Origin of the sequence: Microbacterium sp. A94, from assembly GCF_051842855.1 — a bacterium.
Lineage (GTDB): Bacteria > Actinomycetota > Actinomycetes > Actinomycetales > Microbacteriaceae > Microbacterium.
Window position 1 is genome coordinate 62,862 of sequence record NZ_JBPXMU010000003.1, and the last position, 17,845, is coordinate 80,706.

17 protein-coding genes are annotated in these 17,845 nt (G+C 65.3%); 10 read left to right on the forward strand and 7 right to left on the reverse strand.

Annotated features, from left to right (window positions below):
* The first annotated feature begins 24 nt into the window (after window positions 1–24).
* From ACSU1L_RS09875 to ACSU1L_RS09905, 7 genes are read left to right on the forward strand one after another with little or no spacing between them, the layout of a single operon-like run.
* A complete protein-coding gene (locus ACSU1L_RS09875) occupies window positions 25–459 on the forward strand; it encodes a phosphonate C-P lyase system protein PhnG (protein WP_439255647.1) in 435 nt (144 codons plus the stop codon).
* Window positions 456–1,100, forward strand: coding sequence for a phosphonate C-P lyase system protein PhnH (gene phnH, locus ACSU1L_RS09880; RefSeq protein WP_439255648.1), 645 nt, complete (start codon window positions 456–458; stop codon window positions 1,098–1,100). The genes ACSU1L_RS09875 and phnH overlap by 4 nt, the downstream gene beginning before the upstream one ends.
* Window positions 1,100–2,221, forward strand: coding sequence for a carbon-phosphorus lyase complex subunit PhnI (locus ACSU1L_RS09885; protein WP_439255649.1), 1,122 nt, complete (start codon window positions 1,100–1,102; stop codon window positions 2,219–2,221). Before phnH ends, ACSU1L_RS09885 begins: the two co-directional genes overlap by 1 nt.
* Window positions 2,221–4,029 carry an alpha-D-ribose 1-methylphosphonate 5-phosphate C-P-lyase PhnJ gene (locus tag ACSU1L_RS09890; protein ID WP_439255650.1) on the forward strand — a complete coding sequence of 603 codons (1,809 nt, stop codon included), beginning with the start codon at window positions 2,221–2,223 and terminating at the stop codon, window positions 4,027–4,029. The genes ACSU1L_RS09885 and ACSU1L_RS09890 overlap by 1 nt, the downstream gene beginning before the upstream one ends.
* An 8-nt stretch (window positions 4,030–4,037) precedes the next feature.
* The gene (locus tag ACSU1L_RS09895) at window positions 4,038–4,808 is read left to right on the forward strand and encodes an ATP-binding cassette domain-containing protein (RefSeq protein WP_438252888.1); all 771 of its coding nucleotides are present in this window, start codon (window positions 4,038–4,040) and stop codon (window positions 4,806–4,808) included.
* A complete protein-coding gene (locus ACSU1L_RS09900; protein ID WP_438252889.1) occupies window positions 4,805–6,019 on the forward strand; it encodes an alpha-D-ribose 1-methylphosphonate 5-triphosphate diphosphatase in 1,215 nt (404 codons plus the stop codon). The genes ACSU1L_RS09895 and ACSU1L_RS09900 overlap by 4 nt, the downstream gene beginning before the upstream one ends.
* Entirely contained in the window at window positions 6,013–6,822 is an 810-nt protein-coding gene (locus ACSU1L_RS09905) for an alkaline phosphatase family protein (protein ID WP_438252890.1), read from the forward strand. Before ACSU1L_RS09900 ends, ACSU1L_RS09905 begins: the two co-directional genes overlap by 7 nt.
* 3 nt (window positions 6,823–6,825) lie before the next feature.
* Here ACSU1L_RS09905 and ACSU1L_RS09910 read toward each other — a convergent pair whose 3' ends face one another.
* Window positions 6,826–7,374 carry a YaeQ family protein gene (locus tag ACSU1L_RS09910; RefSeq protein ID WP_438252891.1) on the reverse strand — a complete coding sequence of 183 codons (549 nt, stop codon included), beginning with the start codon at window positions 7,372–7,374 and terminating at the stop codon, window positions 6,826–6,828.
* Between the two features lie 46 nt (window positions 7,375–7,420).
* Window positions 7,421–8,467 (reverse strand): Rv2578c family radical SAM protein, encoded by a 1,047-nt coding sequence (locus tag ACSU1L_RS09915; RefSeq protein ID WP_438252892.1) that lies wholly within the window; start codon window positions 8,465–8,467, stop codon window positions 7,421–7,423.
* Window positions 8,468–8,551: 84 nt separating this feature from the next.
* Between ACSU1L_RS09915 and ACSU1L_RS09920 the strand changes: the two genes are divergently transcribed.
* Entirely contained in the window at window positions 8,552–9,478 is a 927-nt protein-coding gene (locus tag ACSU1L_RS09920) for a M15 family metallopeptidase (protein WP_439255651.1), read from the forward strand.
* A 141-nt stretch (window positions 9,479–9,619) separates the two neighbouring features.
* Window positions 9,620–10,783, forward strand: a complete 1,164-nt coding sequence (locus tag ACSU1L_RS09925) for an acyl-CoA dehydrogenase family protein (protein ID WP_439255652.1) — start codon at window positions 9,620–9,622, stop codon at window positions 10,781–10,783.
* 118 nt (window positions 10,784–10,901) lie between these two features.
* Here ACSU1L_RS09925 and ACSU1L_RS09930 read toward each other — a convergent pair whose 3' ends face one another.
* The 5 genes from ACSU1L_RS09930 to ACSU1L_RS09950 form a co-directional block, all read right to left on the reverse strand.
* Window positions 10,902–11,735 (reverse strand): energy-coupling factor transporter transmembrane component T family protein, encoded by an 834-nt coding sequence (locus ACSU1L_RS09930; RefSeq protein ID WP_439255653.1) that lies wholly within the window; start codon window positions 11,733–11,735, stop codon window positions 10,902–10,904.
* Window positions 11,732–13,483 carry an ABC transporter ATP-binding protein gene (locus ACSU1L_RS09935; protein ID WP_439255654.1) on the reverse strand — a complete coding sequence of 584 codons (1,752 nt, stop codon included), beginning with the start codon at window positions 13,481–13,483 and terminating at the stop codon, window positions 11,732–11,734. The genes ACSU1L_RS09930 and ACSU1L_RS09935 overlap by 4 nt, the downstream gene beginning before the upstream one ends.
* Window positions 13,484–13,578: 95 nt before the next feature.
* A complete protein-coding gene (locus ACSU1L_RS09940; RefSeq protein ID WP_438252897.1) occupies window positions 13,579–14,121 on the reverse strand; it encodes an ECF transporter S component in 543 nt (180 codons plus the stop codon).
* Window positions 14,122–14,216: 95 nt separating this feature from the next.
* Window positions 14,217–15,149 carry a pirin family protein gene (locus tag ACSU1L_RS09945; protein ID WP_438252898.1) on the reverse strand — a complete coding sequence of 311 codons (933 nt, stop codon included), beginning with the start codon at window positions 15,147–15,149 and terminating at the stop codon, window positions 14,217–14,219.
* Window positions 15,146–15,472: a GNAT family N-acetyltransferase gene (locus tag ACSU1L_RS09950; protein WP_438252899.1), complete on the reverse strand. Its 327-nt coding sequence runs from the start codon at window positions 15,470–15,472 to the stop codon at window positions 15,146–15,148. The genes ACSU1L_RS09945 and ACSU1L_RS09950 overlap by 4 nt, the downstream gene beginning before the upstream one ends.
* Before the next feature lie 105 nt (window positions 15,473–15,577).
* Between ACSU1L_RS09950 and recQ the strand changes: the two genes are divergently transcribed.
* A complete protein-coding gene (gene recQ / locus ACSU1L_RS09955; RefSeq protein ID WP_439255655.1) occupies window positions 15,578–17,596 on the forward strand; it encodes a DNA helicase RecQ in 2,019 nt (672 codons plus the stop codon).
* Window positions 17,597–17,845: the final 249 nt, after the last annotated feature.

Genomic DNA, 17,845 nt, shown 5'->3' on the forward strand with positions numbered 1-17,845 from the left:
GGGGCCGAAGAAAGAAGGGTCACCATGACCGATTCGCTCACCAGGGCGGAGATCACCTCCGAACTGAACATGGCGGATGCCACAGCCGTGATTGCGCTCTCGCACGCGTGCCTGGCGGATGACGCAGATGTCGTCATCACCCGCTCGCCTGTCGTCGGCACCGTCGTCACCCAGGTGCGGGAGCCGGTCGCAGAGGAGCGCTTCATCCTCGGCGATGTGCTCGTCACGCAGGCAGAGGTGCGCCGTCGCGGCGTCGACGGTTGGACGATGCGCATGGGCGCCGACCGCCTCGCCGCGCTCGCCGCGGCGATCTGCGCCACCGAATACCTCGCGGACGGACCCCGCAGTGGCGAGGTCGTCGCACTCTGCGAGAGCACTCGCACCGCACGCGAGACGGCGCGCGCGACGGAATGGAAACGGCTGTCCGCATCCATCGTCGAATTCGAGGAGATCCCGTGACTTTCATCGACGTACCCCGGGTTGCACCCGCCTGGGATCAGCTGCGTGAGCTCACCCCGACCGTCTCGCAGCAGGTCTTCCGGGCGATCATGGATGCTTTCGCTCGCCCAGGAACCGTGCAGCGCGTCTCCACCGAGGGTCTTCCCGAAGGCGTGCCTGCGGCAGCGCTGCCGCTGCTGGCGCTGGCCGACATCATGACCCCGATCGGTGCCCTGCGTTCTGCGGATGATGCACACCTCGACGCGGATGCCGTCACCGCTGCGATCGCGGCGATCGGACGTGTCGTCGCCGCGCGCGTCGTCGATGCCACCGACGCTCGCTACGCCTTGGCTCTCGCCGAGTCCGCCGAGTTGGGACTGCTCTCTCCCGGCATCCACTGGGCGCCCGAGAAAGGGACGACGCTCGTGCAGCGCGTCGAGGCGATTCACGTCGGCGCGGCCGCTCCGCGGTGGCGACTCACCGGCCCGGGCATCCCGCCGCATGCTCCCGTCGAACTGAGCGTCGACGGGCTCGGCGATCGCTTCGTCGACGCCCGCGACCTGCTGGTCTCCGACTACCCGGCGGGCATCGACAGCATCCTCATGGCTGATGACGGCGAGCTCATCGCGCTGTCCCGGACCACCCGAATCGAGAAGATCTGATGTACGCAGGAACCAACAAGGGCGGCACGGAGGCGATCATCGCTGCCGAGCGCCTCGTGCTCGAGCGTCGTTCCAGCCTCGACCAGGCACTCACGGTCGAGGCCGTCATCCAGAGCTTTCCGATGGCGATCGACCGGATCATGGGTGAGGGCGGTCTCTGGGATCCGGCCACGGCCGCGGCGGCTTACCTTCAGGGCAGCGGAGACATCTCCGAGGCCGTGCACCTCATCCGTGCGCACCGCTCGACGCTGCCGCGGCTTACGCACAGCGAGCCGCTGAACCCGCGCGAGATGAAGCTGCTGCGTCGCGTCGTCTCCACCCAGCGTCAGCCCGACGGGCCCATCCTGCTCGGCGAGACGGTCGACTACACCGCCCGCATCCTTCATGACGGCCCTGACCTGCCGCTGCCGATCGTCGAGCCCGTCGATGAGACGCCGCTGGAGCACCCGGCTGATGAGCCGTTCCGCCGGTTCCGCGACTATCTCGCCGACAAGGGAGTGCTGGTCGATCGTGCGTTGGAGACCGACGAGGAGCCGTTCGACATCCAGATGGTCGCCGCTCAGTTGCCTGCCCAGCGCTCAGCTGTGCTTTCGGCATCGGCCCAGGCCGACACCGGTGCGCTGATCAACATCTGGTACCAGTCGATCCTCGGCCCTGACTCTTATGCCGCAGAAGCAGTCGCTCTCGGCGAGGTGCGCCACGGCCGCCTGCCACTGCGCGTCGCCGATCCCCACACCGGCGAGTTGGTGCAGATCGGCGAGTTGCGCGCATCCGAATGCGAGGCGGTAGCCTCACTCGGCGGCATGCGGGGAGAGGATCCGACGACGTTTGACGTCGGCTACGCGATGGCGTTCGGACACAACGAGCGCAAGGTGATCGCGGCAGCCAGCCTCGATATGTCGATCGTGCGTTTCAAGGACACCGAGACCGGTCGGCGCCTGGAGCAGGTGATGCTCTTCACCACCGACGGGCTCTCCGCGAGCGGATTCCTCGAGCACCTGAAGCTGCCGCACTACGTGACGTTCGAATCCAAGCTGGATGCCTCATTGGCCGCTCGCGCCGAGCAGGATGCTGAACTCGAACGGCTTCTCGCCGATCACCACCAGGAAGGGGGCATCTGATGACCATGCTGGCCGATGCCGAGACGCCCGTCGATGAGGGCGTGGATCTGCTCGCCGAGATGCTGCCGGAGGACGCCCACGAGGGGCGTCCGGTGGTCATGGACGAGCAGGCCAAACGCGAAGCCCGTCGCGCCGTGATTGCCGGGATCTGCGTGCCCGGATACATCGTTCCGTTCGGATCCCGAGAGATGCCGGTGGCTCGCGGCTGGGGCTCCGGTGGCCTGCAGGTGACGCTGGCGATCGGCGGTACCGACGACCAGGTCAAGGTCATCGATCAGGGCGATGAGGAAGGTGTGAACGCGGTGAACCTCCGTCGCCTGATTGTCGGCACGCTGGGAGCTGCTGCCACCGCCGACACCGAGGTCGCCACGATCGTGCAGTCGCGTCACCGCGTGCCGGAAGAAGCGATGAGCGTTCAGCACACCCTCGTACTGCAGGTTCCGCAGTCTGAGCCGTTGCGCGCGGTAGAGAAATCCGTCTACGAATGCAAGCGTCGGCATGCCGAAGCCGACTACGCCAAGATGTGGGTGCTGCTCTACGAGCGGCTCGCGTTGACGGGCGTGATGGGAACCGGCACCGGTCACCCGGTGATGGTGCACGACCGCTACCTCATGGCGCCGAGCCCGATCCCACGGTGGGACATCCCTCGTCTGCACCAGAGCGAACATCTGACGCTGCTCAGCCACGGTCGCGATAAGAAGATCTATGCGGTGCCGCCGTACACCGATGTCGAGCCGCTGAGCTTCGATGACGTGCCATTCGAGGTCGAGTACCTCGAGGGTGTGCGCTGCGCGAAGTGCGGCACCGAGGCGTCCTTCATGGTGGAGACGAAGACGAACGAGCACATCTGCTCGGACGTGCAGTTCTGCCTCAAGGTGCGCGCCGGTGAAGCCGATCTCGATGCGCATGACGTGCTCATCCCGCACCGGTACTTCCCCGATCCGAGAAAGCGCGTGCGCGCGCGGTCGTCGGTGGAAGTCGGCCTGCCGGTTCCGCCACCGGCGGGTGTCACCGCCCCGGGTGAAGACTGGTCGCTGAAGGTTGACGGCCTCGGCAAGATCTACCGCGGCAGTCGGGGGTCGAGCGAGGTCATCGCCGCAGCCGACGTTTCGTTCGATGTCGCGCCGGGGGAAGCGCTCGGTGTGATCGGCGAGTCAGGTTCGGGCAAGTCGACGGTGATGAAATGCATCATCGGCGATGAGGCGGACGCCACCGGATCGGTGCGCATCGGCGCTGTGCAGGAGGGGATGAGTAACCTGCTCGACCTGGATGCTTCGGCGAGGCGCCGCCTGCGCACGAACACTCTCAGCGTCGTCTACCAGGACCCGGCGATGGGTCTGGACCTGAACATCTCCGCCGGTGGTAACATCGCCGACGCCCTGATCGCAGCCGGCTGGCGTTCGTACCATATGATCCGCAGGCGCGCCGCAGAGCTACTCGCCCGCGTGGACGTCCCGCTGGAACGCATGGACGACGTGGTTGGACAGTTCTCTGGTGGCATGCGTCAGCGGGTGCAGATTGCGAAGGCGCTCGCCACCGACCCGCAGGTGCTACTTCTCGATGAGCCGACCACAGGTCTGGATGCCTCGGTAGCCGCCGGCGTCCTCGACCTGCTGCGCGAGCTGCTGACCGAACGCGAGCTCGCGGTGGTCGTGGTCAGCCACGATTTTTCGGTTATCAAAGCGCTCACCGACCGCGCCGTCGTGATGCGTCAGGGCCGTGTGATCGAACAGGGCCTCACGGATCAGTTGCTCGCCGATCCGCACCACCCCTACACCCAGCAGCTCGTCGCTGCCGCGCAAAGCTGAGAGGCATCATGAATACGAGCATCCGGAAACCGATCCTTTCGGTTCGTGAGCTGAGTAAATCATTCACCCTGCATGCGATCGACCGCACGGTCGCCTCGCTGCGCGCGGTGTCGTTCGACCTGATGCCCGGTGAGCACCTTGCGCTGGCCGGTGCCAGTGGTGCGGGCAAGTCGAGCCTGCTGCGCTGCATCTACCGCAACTATCTGCCGGACTCCGGCACTGTGGTTCTGCACGACGGGGAGCGCGACGTCGAGCTGACCGCCCTCGACGACCGGGCGATGGCGCGGATCCGCGGTCGTGATTTCGGATATGTGTCGCAGTTCCTTAACGCCCCGCCGCGGCAGGGGCCGCTCAAGCTCGTCGCCGCGGCCGCGCGTCGCCGAGGGCTGGACGACGCGGTCGCCACGGAAGCGGCAGCTCTGGCCCTGCGCAGGCTCGGCATCGAAGAGCGGCTGTGGGATGTCGACTGCAGTGTGCTCTCCGGAGGCGAGCGCCAGCGTGTGAACCTGGCCGCGGGCACAGTCAGCCCGCCCCGGCTGCTGCTGCTCGATGAGCCGGTCTCCGCGCTGGACCCAGCGAACCGCGTCCTCGCGCTCGAGGTGATCGAGGATCTTCGACACCGTGACGTCAGCGTGCTGGCGGTCTATCACGACATGAAGATCATCCGCCGGGTGGCGAACCGCGTGCTCTACATGGAAGATGGCGCGATCGTCGCTGACGGCGGTGTCGATGAGGTGCTCGACGCCGGGCACCGGGTACTGGATGAGGTGTACGCATGAGCGGCGTGATCGCTGAAGAACGTACAGGCGGGCGCTGGTCGTTCGGTGCGAATCCGTCGAGCTACGTGCTCGGTGACGTGCGAGTCGTGCTGCCGCATGCCGTCACCGAGCGTGCGAGTGTGGTCGTCGAGGACGGCCGGATCGTCGAGATCATCGAGGGTTCGTCGCTGGCCTCCGATGTTGAAGGCTCCGGGATGCTGTTGATGCCCGGTCTCATCGACGTGCACAGCGATGCGCTGGAGAAGGAGCGCGTGCCGCGTCCGGCGGCTCCGCTGCCTTTGGACTTTGCGCTGCGTTCCTTCGATGCGAAGGTAGCGGCGGCAGGCATCACGACGATCTTCCACGGTGCAGGATTCCATCGGAAGATCGCCGGCGGAATCAACCGCACGCCGGTCTCGGCGTTGGAGACGTGCGAGGCGATCGACGTGTTTTTCAGCGATCGGGTCGATCACCGCGTGCTGCACCGTTTTGATGTGCGCGGCGATGAGGGGGCCCAGCTGATCCGGCAGCGTCTGGAAGCGCGCCCCGCGGATGCCGAGCCGATCCTGCTCTCGCACGAAGACCACACGCCAGGGCAGGGGCAGTACGCCGACGTCGAGCACTTCATCGATGCTCTCGTCGTCGGTGGAACAGATCGTGAGACCGCGCGATTGAACGTCGAAAATCGGATGGCGGATGCTGCGCGCACCGATCCTATCCGCGACGAGAACCTCCGCTGGGCGGGTGCTCAGGCACGGGCCGGACGGGCGCGTCTCGTCGGCCATGACCTCGACTCCGCGGATGCCGTGGATGCGCTGGTCGAACGTGGGGGCGCGGTCGCCGAGTTTCCCACCACGCTCGAAGCCGCGCGGCGCGCGCGTGAGCAGGGCCTCGTGATCGTCGCCGGTGCGCCGAACGTTCTGCGCGGCGGCTCGCACTCGGGCAACGTCGGGGCGGTCGAGCTTGTGCGTGCCGGTCTCGTCGACGCTCTAGCATCCGATTACCTGCCCAGCAGTCTGCTCGCGAGTGCCGTGTTGCTCGCTCGCGACAGGGTGCTGGCGCTTCCCGAGGCCGTCGGGCTGGTCAGTGCGGGGGCAGCGCGGGCAGCCGGGCTGAGTGATCGCGGCCGCATCGTGCCAGGGGAGCGTGCGGACTTCACCCTGGTCGATGATCGCGCGCAGTGGACGACGGTCGTGACGACCTTCAGCGCGCCGAAGGATGCCGCATGCTGACGCCGAAACGCCATCTTCTCCTCATCGGCATCGACGGACTGCGTGTTGATCGCGCATTCGGCACCGGGCTTGCGCCCGCTCTGGACGCTCTGGCCGCTCGCGGTTCGATGCAGCCCGCGACAGTCGAGGGACCGACGATCTCGGGGCCCAGCTGGCTGAGCATCCTCACCGCCAAGACGCAGGAAGAGCACGGGGTGTTCGATAACACCTTCGTCGGACGCCGCACGCCGGTAGACGAGGATCTCTTGGCCCGTGCCTGGCGTGAGGACCCCGCGGCGCGCACGATCGCGCTGTCGAGCTGGCCGGGCATCGCCCACCCGGACGGACCCGGTCCGGTCGTCTCGACCCGCACCGAGCAGATCGACGAGGGGCTCCACAAGAACATCGTGATCAATCGGGAAGATCACGATGACGATCCGGATGTTGAGGTCTGTCGGCAGGCGCTGATCGAGCTAGATGAGCACACACCCGATGTCGCGTTCGTCTACTTCTGGATGACAGATCATGTCGGTCATGCCTCGGGTGGACTGTCCGTCGAGTACGACGAAGCCATTCGCACTACGGATGCTCGCGTCTCGCAGCTGCTCGACGCTGTGGAGCGTCGTATCGCCGAGGCCGGGGAGGAATGGCTGGTCGCGGTCACCACCGATCATGGGCACCGGGACGAGGGCGGTCACGGCGGCGACTCCGAGCTTGAGCGCCGCACGTTCCTGCTCATCGCGTCCTTCGGCACCCCGGCGGTCGAAGTGCCGGCCGGCATCCGTCCGGTGGAGTTCTCGACGCTCCTGTTGAACGCCCGCTGAGTCTCAGCCCTCCGCGGTCGCGCCGCGGACGTGGAGGGCTGAGCTCAGGTTCGTCCCGTTCAGGTCAAGGTAAATCTGACGTTCGGTGACCGTCAGGGTCACGGAGTTACGGCGTTCGATCACCCGGACGGCGTCGTCGATGAACCCCGGGTCGAAACTGAAGACTTCGATCTTGTCGATGTCATGAATGCGCTTGCCTGCCCAGGGTGCGGTCACCTTCGCCGGATCACGATGGGTGTAGACAACGGTGCGGTCGGCGAGGCGGCTGCCGTAATGCATCCGTTCGGCGTCTGGTGCACCCACTTCGATCCATGCGGTGATCATGCCGGTGAGATCGCGAGCGAGCACTGCTGGTTCGTCCGTTGACGAGAGCCCCTCGCTGAATGCGATCCCCTCGCCGTACTCGAGGCAGTAGGCGAGCAGACGGGTCACCATGTACGCGTCCGTCTCTGACGGATGCCGCGCGACACGGAGCGAGAAGTCGTCGTAGACGCCGCGATCGGTGTCGGCCAACTGCACTGTGAATGTGTGGATCATTGCGCCGATTGCCATAGCTGTTGAGCCTACGCGGCCCGGTCTGTGTGTTCTCACCTGGCTGTCAGAACAGCATCGGGGCTGAGTGTGTGGGGGCAGACGAAAGTACGGATGTCGGCCGGTTCAGCTGTCGTGTCGGATGCGCATCATTGGAGTGCCGTGCATCGAGTCCGTGCATGCGGATGAGCGGACGTGCCCTCTTCGCCAGCCATTGCCGGTAGGGCTTCGGCGCTTCGGAGGTGGACCCGGGGTAGAGGCCGCGGTACGACGACATGAGTTCCGGATGCTCGCGCTCCAGCCACTGCATGAACCAGGGTTTCACTCCCGTGCGCAGGTGCAGAGCGCCGTAGATGACGTGGTCGGCTCCGGTGTCTTTGATGCGCCGCAGCGCATGATCGATGGCCTCAACAGAGTCGGTCAGATGTGGCAGGACCGGCATGAGGAAGACACCGACGCGGAATCCGGCATCCGTCAATGCACGCACAGTGTCCAGGCGCGCCTGTGTCGACGGTGTGCCCGGCTCGATCGAATGTTGCAGTTCATCGTCGTACATCGCGATCGACATCTGAATATCGATGGACACGTGTTTCGCGGCATCCACCAGCAACGGGATGTCGCGACGGATCAGCGTTCCCTTCGTGAGAATCGACATCGGCGTGCCTGATTCCGCTAGCGCGCGGATGATGTCGGGCATGAGTTTGTAGCGACCCTCGGCGCGCTGATAGGGGTCGGTGTTCGTTCCCAGCGCCACGCTGTCGTGCTGCCAGGTGCCGCGGCGCAGTTCTTTCTGCAGGACTTCGGCGACATTCGTCTTCACGACGATCTGTGAGTCGAAATCGCCGCCGCCGTCGAGGTCGAGATACTCGTGTGTTCCCCGAGCGAAGCAGTAAACACAAGCATGGCTGCAGCCGCGGTAGGGGTTGATCGTCCACGAGAACGGCATCCGCGATCCGGCGGGCACACGGTTCAGCGCAGACTTGGCGAGCACCTCGTGAAAGGTCATGCCGGCGAACTCCGGCGTAGTCACCGATCGGACGATTCCCGTGCGGTTCTCCATGCCGGGCAGTGCCGCGGCATCCGCGTCGTCGATCGTTTGTCCCTGCCATCTCATAGTATGAATTCGAACAAATAAACGAGATTAAGTCAAGAGGAGGTGAGAGTTATGTTCGAGTAAATGTTAAGCGACAATGGGATGATGAGTGATGCAGCGCAGCCCCGGCATGCGTCGCGTCGACCCTCGTCGTTGAAGTTCGCACTGCCCATCGGGTTGGCAATCACCGCGCTCGGTGCGCTGTGGGCGATCGCCGACGATCCGGGTTTCAGCGCCCCTGAGCTCCCGCCCATGCCGATCGCTGCCGCGCATTTGCCGTTGATTGACGTCGCCGCGGTCACGGCCGCCGACCCGTGCTCGAGCCCGGCGGTCATCGATGCGCTTGCTGCCGGTGATGATGAGGCGGTCATCGCTGCGTTCGGCGACGGCTTGGCATTTCGGGATGCCGTCGTGGTGGGTAACGCTCCATGTATCTCTCTCACCGATCCTGCGCGGCGGTGGGTCATCGTCAACAAGTCGCTCTCGCTGAGTCCTGTCGACTATCAGCCTGCTTCGCTGGGACGGGCAGCGGTCGAAGCGACGACGCCGTCCGACCTGTTGCGTGAGGACACGATCGCGGCCGTCAATGAGATGGCCACGGCGCTGAGTCAGGCTGGCGCCGGTGTTTTGGGGATGAATAACGGCTATCGCTCCTACCGGCTCCAAGTCGCGACGCACTCCGGCCATGTGAATGCCCGCGGCCAGGATGGCGCCGACCAGATCTCGGCCCGTCCGGGGTTCAGCGAGCACCAGACCGGCCTGTCGCTGGATGTCGTTGCCTGCAGCAATGGCTGCGGTGAGATCGAAGCCTTCGGTGATACGGCCGAGTCGGCGTGGATTGCCGAGCACGCGTGGGAGCACGGTTTCATCGTCCGTTACGAGGACGGTGTTTCAGACACCACGGGTTACGTGCCAGAGCCCTGGCATCTGCGCTACATCGGTCCGGCGCTCGCGGCCGCCTATCACGAGAGCGGATGCCACTCGCTGGAGGAGTTCTTCGGGCTGCCCGCTGCGCCCGACTACGTCCACTGACGTCTGTTCTGTGGCATCCCACAAACCCGGCACGCAGTCCCATTGATCGTGAGATGCATTCTCACAAGCCTCTGCTCAAGCATCCATCGTCCGGCATAGAATCGCGGGAGCAACGACGCCACAACCGTTCGGGAGGACGACATGGAACGCGACATCTACGAAGAAGATCACGACGCCTTTCGCGAGCTGGTCAAGGACTTCGTCAAGCGTCACGTGAGCAACGAGAGCATTGAGAAGTGGGATGCCGCGGGCGAGATCGACCGCGAGACCATGCTCGCCGCGGGCGAGGCCGGGATCATCGGCCTCTCCGTCCCGGAAGAGTTCGGCGGTGCGGGCATGCTGCAGGACTACCGCTTCCGCACGATCGTGAACGAAGAGGTCATCGGCGCAGGCGCCGGTTCGCTGGCGGGTGCCTTCGGCATTCAGGACGATCTGGCAGTTCCCTACCTCGTGCACATGGGCACGCAGGAGCAGAAGGAGAAGTGGCTGCCGCGGATGGCGACCGGCGAGATCCTCGGTGCTCTGGCGATGACCGAGCCGGGCGCCGGCAGTGACCTGCGCGGCATCAAGACCACGGCGAAGAAGACCGATGGCGGCTACATCGTCAACGGCGCGAAGACGTTCATCTCGTCCGGCAAGACTGCCGATATCGTCGTCACCTTCGTCAAGACTGGTGAGGGAAACCGCCCCGACGCATTCAGCCTTGTCATCATCGAAAACGGCATGGAGGGCTTCGATCACGGCAAGAAGCTCAACAAGATGGGTTCGCACGGCCACGACACCGCTGAGCTGTCGTTCAGCGATGTGTTCGTTCCGGCGGAGAACCTCATCAGTGGTCAGGAGGGTCAGGGCTTCTTGCAGCTGATGATGAACCTGCCTTTGGAGCGCCTGTCGATCGGCATTGCCGCGGCATCTGCATCGCAGGCGGCGTTCAAGTGGACCGTCGATTACACGAAGGACCGCGAGGCTTTCGGCGAGCGGATCATCGACTTCCAGAACACGCGCTTCAAGCTCGCCGACGTCGCCACCACGGTCGATGTGATGTGGGCATACCTCGACCGCGCCCTGCTGGCGTACAAGGACAAGAAGCTCACGGGCGAAGAGGCCGCGAAGATCAAGTTCTGGACGACCGAGCGCGAGTGGGAGATTCTCGATACCTGCGTGCAGCTGCACGGTGGCTACGGATACATCACGGAGTACCCGATCGCGAAGGCATTCCTCGACGCCCGGGTGCACCGCATCTACGGCGGCACCAACGAGATCATGCGCGAGATCGTCGGGCGTCAGATCGCCGGGAAGCGCTGATTCTCTGAGCGGCTCCGGTGGCACGGTTATCGCTACCGGAGCAGCAGATTCCCGCGAGACTTCACGAATGTCACCATTTGCGTGCGATTTAGAGACATTGGTGAAGTTTCGCGGGCTGTTAGAGCAGCGTGATGAAGATCGCGGCGGATGCTGCGAGCAGCGCAACGATGAACACGACGTCGCGGGTGCGGAAGGGCACGAGGTACCGCTCCGTACGAGTGGGGTAGGCGCCGAAGGCGCGGGCATCCATCGCCAGAGCCACGCGCTCGGCGTGACGGATCGCACCGGCCAGCAGTGGCACGATGTAACCCCAGCCGCGCACAATGCGGGCGAAGGGTCCGCGTCCACCCCACAGGCCGCCCGCGCTGTGACCGCGCACGCGATGCGCGGCCCGGATCACGCTCAGCTCATACCCGAATCGGGGTACGAAACGGTACGCGGCTAGCGCCGTGTAGCCGATCCGGTACGGCACCCGCAATTGTTGGATGCTGGCACGAACGAGGTCAGGACCGGTCGTGGTGAGTCCGCCGATGAGCGCGAGCGCGAGGATCGCACCCAGGCGCAGCGCCGTGGCGAAGCCGACCTGCAGCGCGCCGCTGAACAGGGTCCAGTTGCCGATCTGCAACAGCGCGGTCGTATCGTCGACGCCGGCCGCATCCACCCAGAGCGAGAATCCGACTCCGACTGCGCTGATTCCGAGGGGCAGTACGAGAAACAGCAGAGCCGCGGAGCGCCAGGTGATGCGTGCGCCGACAAGGATCACGGCGTATGCGAGCACGAGGAAGGATGCCGGGATCGCAAGGTCGCGCACGAATACGAGAGCGACCATCGCCGGTGCGACCGCCGCGACCTTCGACAGCGGATTGAGTCGGTGCAGAAAGCGCCACGACGGCGCGGGAACTCCCGGTGTGTACGGATCGATCGTCTTCGTGGGGGAGGTGATGGTGGTCATCGCACACCCTCGGTGAGCAGGCCGCGCATCTGCGGAGACAGTGCGCGATGCAGGACCGGCAGTCGCAGCCCGGCGGATTCGAAGAGCGACTCAGTCGCGAACAGGTCGGCGGTGGGGCCGGAGGCATGGAGGCGTCCGTCGTTGAGGATCACCGTGTGGGTGGCGTGCTCGGCGACGAGCTGCAGATCGTGAGTGACGATGATGATCGTCGTACCCTCGGCGCGCAGCTCGCTGAGCAGGTGCAGCAGTTCAGCTGCCCGGGCGCGGTCTTGTCCGAACGTGGGTTCGTCCAGTGCGAGCACGCGCGGGCGGGTGATGAGTGCCGTGCCCACCGAGAGACGTCGCTTCTCGCCGCCGGAGAGGAGGAACGGATGAACGTCTGCCTTCTCGGTCAGGCCGAATCTCTGCAGCAGCTCGCCCACGCGATCGGCGATCTCCGCCTCGGACGGTTTCGTGGGGTGTGACCACGCTTGGCGCAGGCCGTGCGCCAACTCGTCGAACACGGTGTGCGCGATGAACTGATGCTCAGGATTCTGGAACACGAAACCGATGCGAGAGACGAGATCGCCCGGCGACGCGGTGGCGGGATCGAGGCCATCGATCGAAACATGCCGCTTCGGTGGTGGAACGACGCCCGCAAGAGCCTGGATGAGTGTGGTTTTCCCGGCGCCGTTGGCTCCGACGATCGCGGTGAGGGAGCCCGCGGGGATGTCTAGGTCGATGCCGTGCAGGATTTCGTGGCGGCCGCGCTTCACTTTCAGACCGCGGGCGCGGATGACGCTGGTCGAAGTCGCCTCCGGCCGGGCCGGATGCAGGGCCGATGCACGGATGTCGGGGGAAACCTCGGCGTGTTGCCCTGCAGGTGTGATTTCTCCCTGCAAGTGTGCCGTCGGGATGCCGGAGGTCAGTGCGGCCAGCTCGTCCGGGGTCAGCGGGAGCGGGGTGTGCGGAGGTAGGATGCCGCGCTCGCGCAGTGTCCGTCCTGCCAGAGTCGCTGCAGGCAGCCAGACACCCATGTCGATGAGTTCTTCGGTGTTTCCGCGGAGGATCTCATCGACCGGGCCGTCGAAGGCCAACCGACCCTGCTGATCGAGCACGATGGTCCGGGTGGCGAAGCGCATGGCGGCATCGAGATTGTGCTCCACGAGGATGACTGCCCGATCGCCGACCGAGACCAGATCGCTGAGGGCGTCGTACACATCGTCGATGCCCTGCGGGTCGAGGTTCGCGGTCGGTTCATCGAGCACGATCAGCGCAGACCCGGTTGCGATGGCGCAGGCGATGGCCAGGCGTTGGCGTCCGCCGCCGGACAGTCGGTCGGGGTTCTCGTTGCGTCGCTCCCAGAGGCCCACCCGGCGCAGCGCGAGTTCTGCGCGTTCGAGCACCTCGTCGACGGGAACAAGCAGGTTCTCGAGCGCGAAGGCGACTTCATCGAACAGTGTGCCGGTGACCAACTGCGCGTCGGGGTCTTGGAAGACCATCGCTACTGAGGTGCTGAGTTCTGCGACCGGGGTGTCGATCGTGCTGCGCCCCGCGACGTCGACGGTGCCGGTCACTTTTGCCGGGATCGACTGTGGGATCAGACCGTTCAAAGCGAGCGTCAGGGTGGACTTGCCGGATCCGCTCGGGCCGAGGAGGAGGATCACTTCGCCCGGATGCACGTCGAAGGTGACGTTGCTCGGGGAAGGACGCTCAGCACCAGAGTGGGTCAGCGAGAGGTTACGCACGCGAAGCAGAGGTGTGCGCACGGCAACCCTTCGGCAAGCTCAGGGACGGCAGTCCCGGTGAAACGGTACGAGTATAGGTTAGCCGACCCTTACCTGGCGCGCACCACCGGGTTGACTCAGACCCGGATGACGCCAGCGCGGCGCAGCGCGGATCCGATGCCGAGTCCGATAACCGTCCACAGCACCGGGCCGAGAATGAAGAGGACGACGAAGCCGATGTTGCCCCAGAGCGGGAAAGAGCCGACGTCGAACGCGAACCAGAGGGGGACGGCGATAACGACGCCAGTGACAGCGGCGGACAGCAGGAACCGCCATGCTTCCCAATGGCGGTAGCGCAGCAGAGCGGAGACGCCCTCCTGTACTCCGCCGAAGACGACAGCGGCCAAGATGTAGCGTCCGGCCATGGCCGGTACGAATGCGATACCGATGAGCGCTGCGATCGCGTGCGTGATCAGGGCGACCCAGGGAGCGCGGAGCACCTGCTGTGCGATCACACCGGGGAGGGCATGGAATCCGAGTACGAGTCCGTACAGTGGCACCGCGCCGAGTGCGACGACCACGTGCAGACCCGCCCAGGCTGCGGAGACGAGGCCTGTCGCGACGCCGATGGCCGCGCAGACGAGGAGCACTCGGGTCGACAGCACACGGGTTTTCGGCACAGGATCAGCCTACTGTCGCGCGGCTACACCCGGCTTCGCAGCATCCCGGAACAAAACATCCCTGTCCCAGCTGCCGGCATGCCCGGCGCGAGGTCCTAGATCCGTCGATGCCGTGGTTTCAACACCACACGCGGCAGCTCCGGCGCGGGGATGCGCTCGGTGCCATGGGTGACGACATGACCGAAACGCTGTGCCGACGCATCCGGATTCTCCCAGTCGGCACGCGCACTGGCGATCTCGTCGTGCGTGCGAGCGGCAAAATTCCACCACATGATGAGGTCTTCTTCGAACGGCTCACCGCCGAGCACGAAGAGCAGCGCACCATCGGTCGTCGACACATCCACGTGTTCGCGCGAGTCGCCGAGATAGAGCATCTCGTTGCGGGTCAGGGGCTGCTCGGCGACCGAGACATCACCGTCGACGAGGATGATCGCGTGCTCCCACGCAGGATTGAGCGGCAGCGTGACGCGACCGCCGGCGGGAATCGAGATCTCAGTCCCGACGATCGGCGTGTGCACGGTCGCGGGTGAGCGCATTCCGGCGAACTCGCCGAGCACGATCGTCGCTGTGGCATCCGCTCCCTCGGTGGCGGGAAGTCTCACCTCAGGCAGCGAAGTGTGCTGCTCGAAGCCAGGTGCACCATGGCGCGCTGACTCCGGCAACACAACCCAGAATTGCAACGCATCGAGGGGGAGCGCCTCTTCACCGAGCGAATACTCGGAGTGCGAGATGCCGTTGCCCGCGGTCATGAGGTTCAGCTGCCCGCGTTTGAGGGTGACGTCACTGTCCAGCGAATCGCGGTGGCGCTGCTCGCCGACCAGGGGCCAGGTCACCGTCTGCAAGCCGATATGCGGATGCGGTTCGACCCGCATGCGCACTTCGTCGGGGCCGAACCGGTCGAGGAAGCACCAGGCTCCGACCGTGGGCAGATCGCGGTTGGGAAGCGTGCGCAGCACCGTCATCGCGCGCACACCACCGAGGGGGACTTCGCGCGGCTCGAGCGAGATCACGCGTTGCCCGATGGTCATGTGCCCGCCGCATCCACGGGGTCTGTGGGAAGCTGCGGCCAGCGCACGGTTGCGCCCGCGACCTCGTTCTTCTTCAAGTAGCTCGCGATGTACGGGCAGTAGGGCACGATCGTGGCGCCTGAGGTCACAGCATCCGCCAGCGCATTCGAAGCGAGGATCGACGCCAATCCCTTGCCCTGAAAAGCCGGGTCGACTTCGGTGTGGGTGAACAGGATCTCGCCGTCCCGACGCCGGAAATCAGCGAAGCCGGCGAGAACCCCACCGAGATGGATCTCGTAGCGGGACGCCTCGTCGTTGCGGGTGACGGTGGGTTCATCAGTCATGGCTGCTCCTTCGCTGTGCTCCCACCCTAGAACAGGGCGCGGACACAGCGGCCGATCTGTGGAAAGACGCCCAGCGCTGTCAGCCCGGATGGATACGCTGGAGGGATGCAACAGATTCCCGGTGACCCGTACGAGGACCTGCCGTGGGATGACCGGGCGCCCGAGCCGTGGGACGACGAGCAGCCCCCGGAGCCGATGGACTGGGAGCCGCAGGGGGCAGGCTACGAGCCGCCTTTGGATTGGGGGCCGGGCCCTGTTACCGCGGTGGGGGCTCCTGCCGCGGCATCCGCTGTTCGAAAGGCGGCGCCGTCGCGTTACGCGACCGCTGGCGAGGCCCTGCACACGGTCTTCGGTTATGACGCGTTCCGGGGCGACCAGGCGGCGATCGTCGATCAGGTGATCGGCGGTGGGGATGCTGTCGTGCTGATGCCAACCGGTGGGGGAAAGAGCATCACCTACCAGGTGCCCGCGCTCGTGCGGGAGGGCACCGGGTTGGTGATCAGTCCGCTTATTGCGCTCATGCACGATCAGGTAGATGCGCTGCGCGCCAACGGCGTGAATGCCGGGTACCTGAACTCGACGCAGTCCGCATCCGAGCGTGCGGAGATCGAGCGCGCCTACATCGCCGGTGAACTCGACCTCATCTATGTCGCTCCCGAGCGGCTGTCGTCGCCGGCGACGACGCGACTGCTGCAACAGGGCGTGCTCAGCGTGATCGCCATCGACGAGGCGCATTGTGTGTCGCAGTGGGGGCATGATTTCCGCCCCGACTATCTGACGCTGGGCGACCTGGGCGAGCGGTTCCCCGGGGTTCCGCGGATGGCGCTGACGGCGACCGCAACCCGCGCCACGCACAAGGAGCTCACGGAGCGTCTGCAGCTGGATTCGGCGAAGCATTTCGTCGCGAGTTTCGACCGGCCGAACATTCAGTACCGCATCGTTGCGAAGGTCGAACCGCGCAAGCAGCTGGTGGCCTTTCTGCGGTCGCAGCCCGAGGGATCTGCAGGCATCGTCTATGCGCTGAGCCGCAAATCTGTCGAGCAGACGGCGACGTATCTGGCCGCGCAGGGATTCGATGCATTGCCGTATCACGCGGGGCTCCCCGCTGATGTGCGCATGTCGAACCAGTCGCGATTCCTGCGTGAGGACGGCGTCGTCATGGTCGCGACGATCGCCTTCGGGATGGGCATCGATAAGCCGGACGTGCGTTTCGTGGCGCATATCGATCTGCCGAAATCCGTCGAGGGCTACTACCAGGAGACCGGTCGTGCCGGGCGAGACGGTGAGCCGTCGGTGGCGTGGATGGCATACGGGCTCGGTGACGTGGTGCAGCAGCGGCGCCTGATCGATAAGAGCCCGGGCGATCGCACGTTCAAGATGCGGATGGGTCAGCACCTCGACGCGATGCTGGGGCTGTGCGAGACGGTCGAGTGCCGTCGGCAGAACCTGTTGAACTACTTCGGTCAGCGCTCCGGGGCGTGTGGGAACTGCGACACGTGCCTCGAGAAGCCCGAGACGTTCGACGGGTTGGTTCCGGCGCAGAAGCTGCTGTCGACGATTGTTCGGCTCAAGCGCGAACGGAATCAGGCTTTCGGTGCCGGGCACCTCATCGACATTCTGCGTGGGACGTCAAACGATCGCGTTCGCCAGCAGAAGCATGACGGCCTGGCCACCTTTGGAATCGGCGCAGACCTCTCGGATCAGGACTGGCGCAGTGTTGTGCGGCAGTTGCTGGCCCGGGGCATCCTCGTCGCGCAGGGAGATTACGGAACGCTCGCGCCGGGTGGCGCGGCCGGGGGAGTGCTCAGCGGCGAGATGACTGTGCCGCTGCGTAAAGACACGATCGGACGCGTCAGCGCGAGTCGTGCGCGTAAGGCGTCGGCAGCATCGGATGCTGTGGCCGAGGGTGACCGTTCGCTCTTCGAAGCCCTGCGGGTCTGGCGTGCGGAAACCGCCAAGGAGATCGGCAAGCCCGCGTACATCGTGTTCGGCGATGCGACGCTGCGTGCGCTCGCCGAGTTGCGTCCGGCATCGCTAGCCCAGCTCGACGGGATCACCGGTATCGGTGAGAAGAAGCGCGAAGCGTACGGGGATGCCGTGCTCGCGGTGGTCGCTGCGAACTGACGCACAACGGCGATAACGATTTCATTTCGGTTCGAGGAGGCGGACAGGCGCGCGGTCACGCGGAGCTTCGCGAAAAGTTCACCTGGACCGGCGCCTGAATCCTGAGAATCTGCTGGACAGTTTCTTAGGAAATAGACCATACTGGCTGGACACGAGCTCTGTCGGCATGCGTCGGCGCCTGGGGAGGGTCTTGTGACGCGTACTTAGTCCGCATCACGGGAGGGGCAGTTAGTGAATACCAAAAAGAAG

Excerpts from the sequence above, each read along its gene's own strand:
- ACSU1L_RS09930 (WP_439255653.1), bottom strand. The coding sequence starts at position 11,735 with ATGACCACCATCACCTCCCCCACGAAGACGATCGATCCGTACACACCG.
- ACSU1L_RS09900 (WP_438252889.1), top strand. The coding sequence starts at position 4,805 with ATGAGCGGCGTGATCGCTGAAGAACGTACAGGCGGGCGCTGGTCGTTC.
- ACSU1L_RS09910 (WP_438252891.1), bottom strand. The coding sequence starts at position 7,374 with ATGGCAATCGGCGCAATGATCCACACATTCACAGTGCAGTTGGCCGAC.
- ACSU1L_RS09945 (WP_438252898.1), bottom strand. The coding sequence starts at position 15,149 with ATGACCATCGGGCAACGCGTGATCTCGCTCGAGCCGCGCGAAGTCCCC.
- ACSU1L_RS09905 (WP_438252890.1), top strand. The coding sequence starts at position 6,013 with ATGCTGACGCCGAAACGCCATCTTCTCCTCATCGGCATCGACGGACTG.
- ACSU1L_RS09890 (WP_439255650.1), top strand. The coding sequence starts at position 2,221 with ATGACCATGCTGGCCGATGCCGAGACGCCCGTCGATGAGGGCGTGGAT.
- ACSU1L_RS09875 (WP_439255647.1), top strand. The coding sequence starts at position 25 with ATGACCGATTCGCTCACCAGGGCGGAGATCACCTCCGAACTGAACATG.
- ACSU1L_RS09885 (WP_439255649.1), top strand. The coding sequence starts at position 1,100 with ATGTACGCAGGAACCAACAAGGGCGGCACGGAGGCGATCATCGCTGCC.
- ACSU1L_RS09915 (WP_438252892.1), bottom strand. The coding sequence starts at position 8,467 with ATGAGATGGCAGGGACAAACGATCGACGACGCGGATGCCGCGGCACTG.
- ACSU1L_RS09920 (WP_439255651.1), top strand. The coding sequence starts at position 8,552 with ATGAGTGATGCAGCGCAGCCCCGGCATGCGTCGCGTCGACCCTCGTCG.
- ACSU1L_RS09895 (WP_438252888.1), top strand. The coding sequence starts at position 4,038 with ATGAATACGAGCATCCGGAAACCGATCCTTTCGGTTCGTGAGCTGAGT.
- ACSU1L_RS09925 (WP_439255652.1), top strand. The coding sequence starts at position 9,620 with ATGGAACGCGACATCTACGAAGAAGATCACGACGCCTTTCGCGAGCTG.
- recQ (WP_439255655.1), top strand. The coding sequence starts at position 15,578 with ATGCAACAGATTCCCGGTGACCCGTACGAGGACCTGCCGTGGGATGAC.
- ACSU1L_RS09950 (WP_438252899.1), bottom strand. The coding sequence starts at position 15,472 with ATGACTGATGAACCCACCGTCACCCGCAACGACGAGGCGTCCCGCTAC.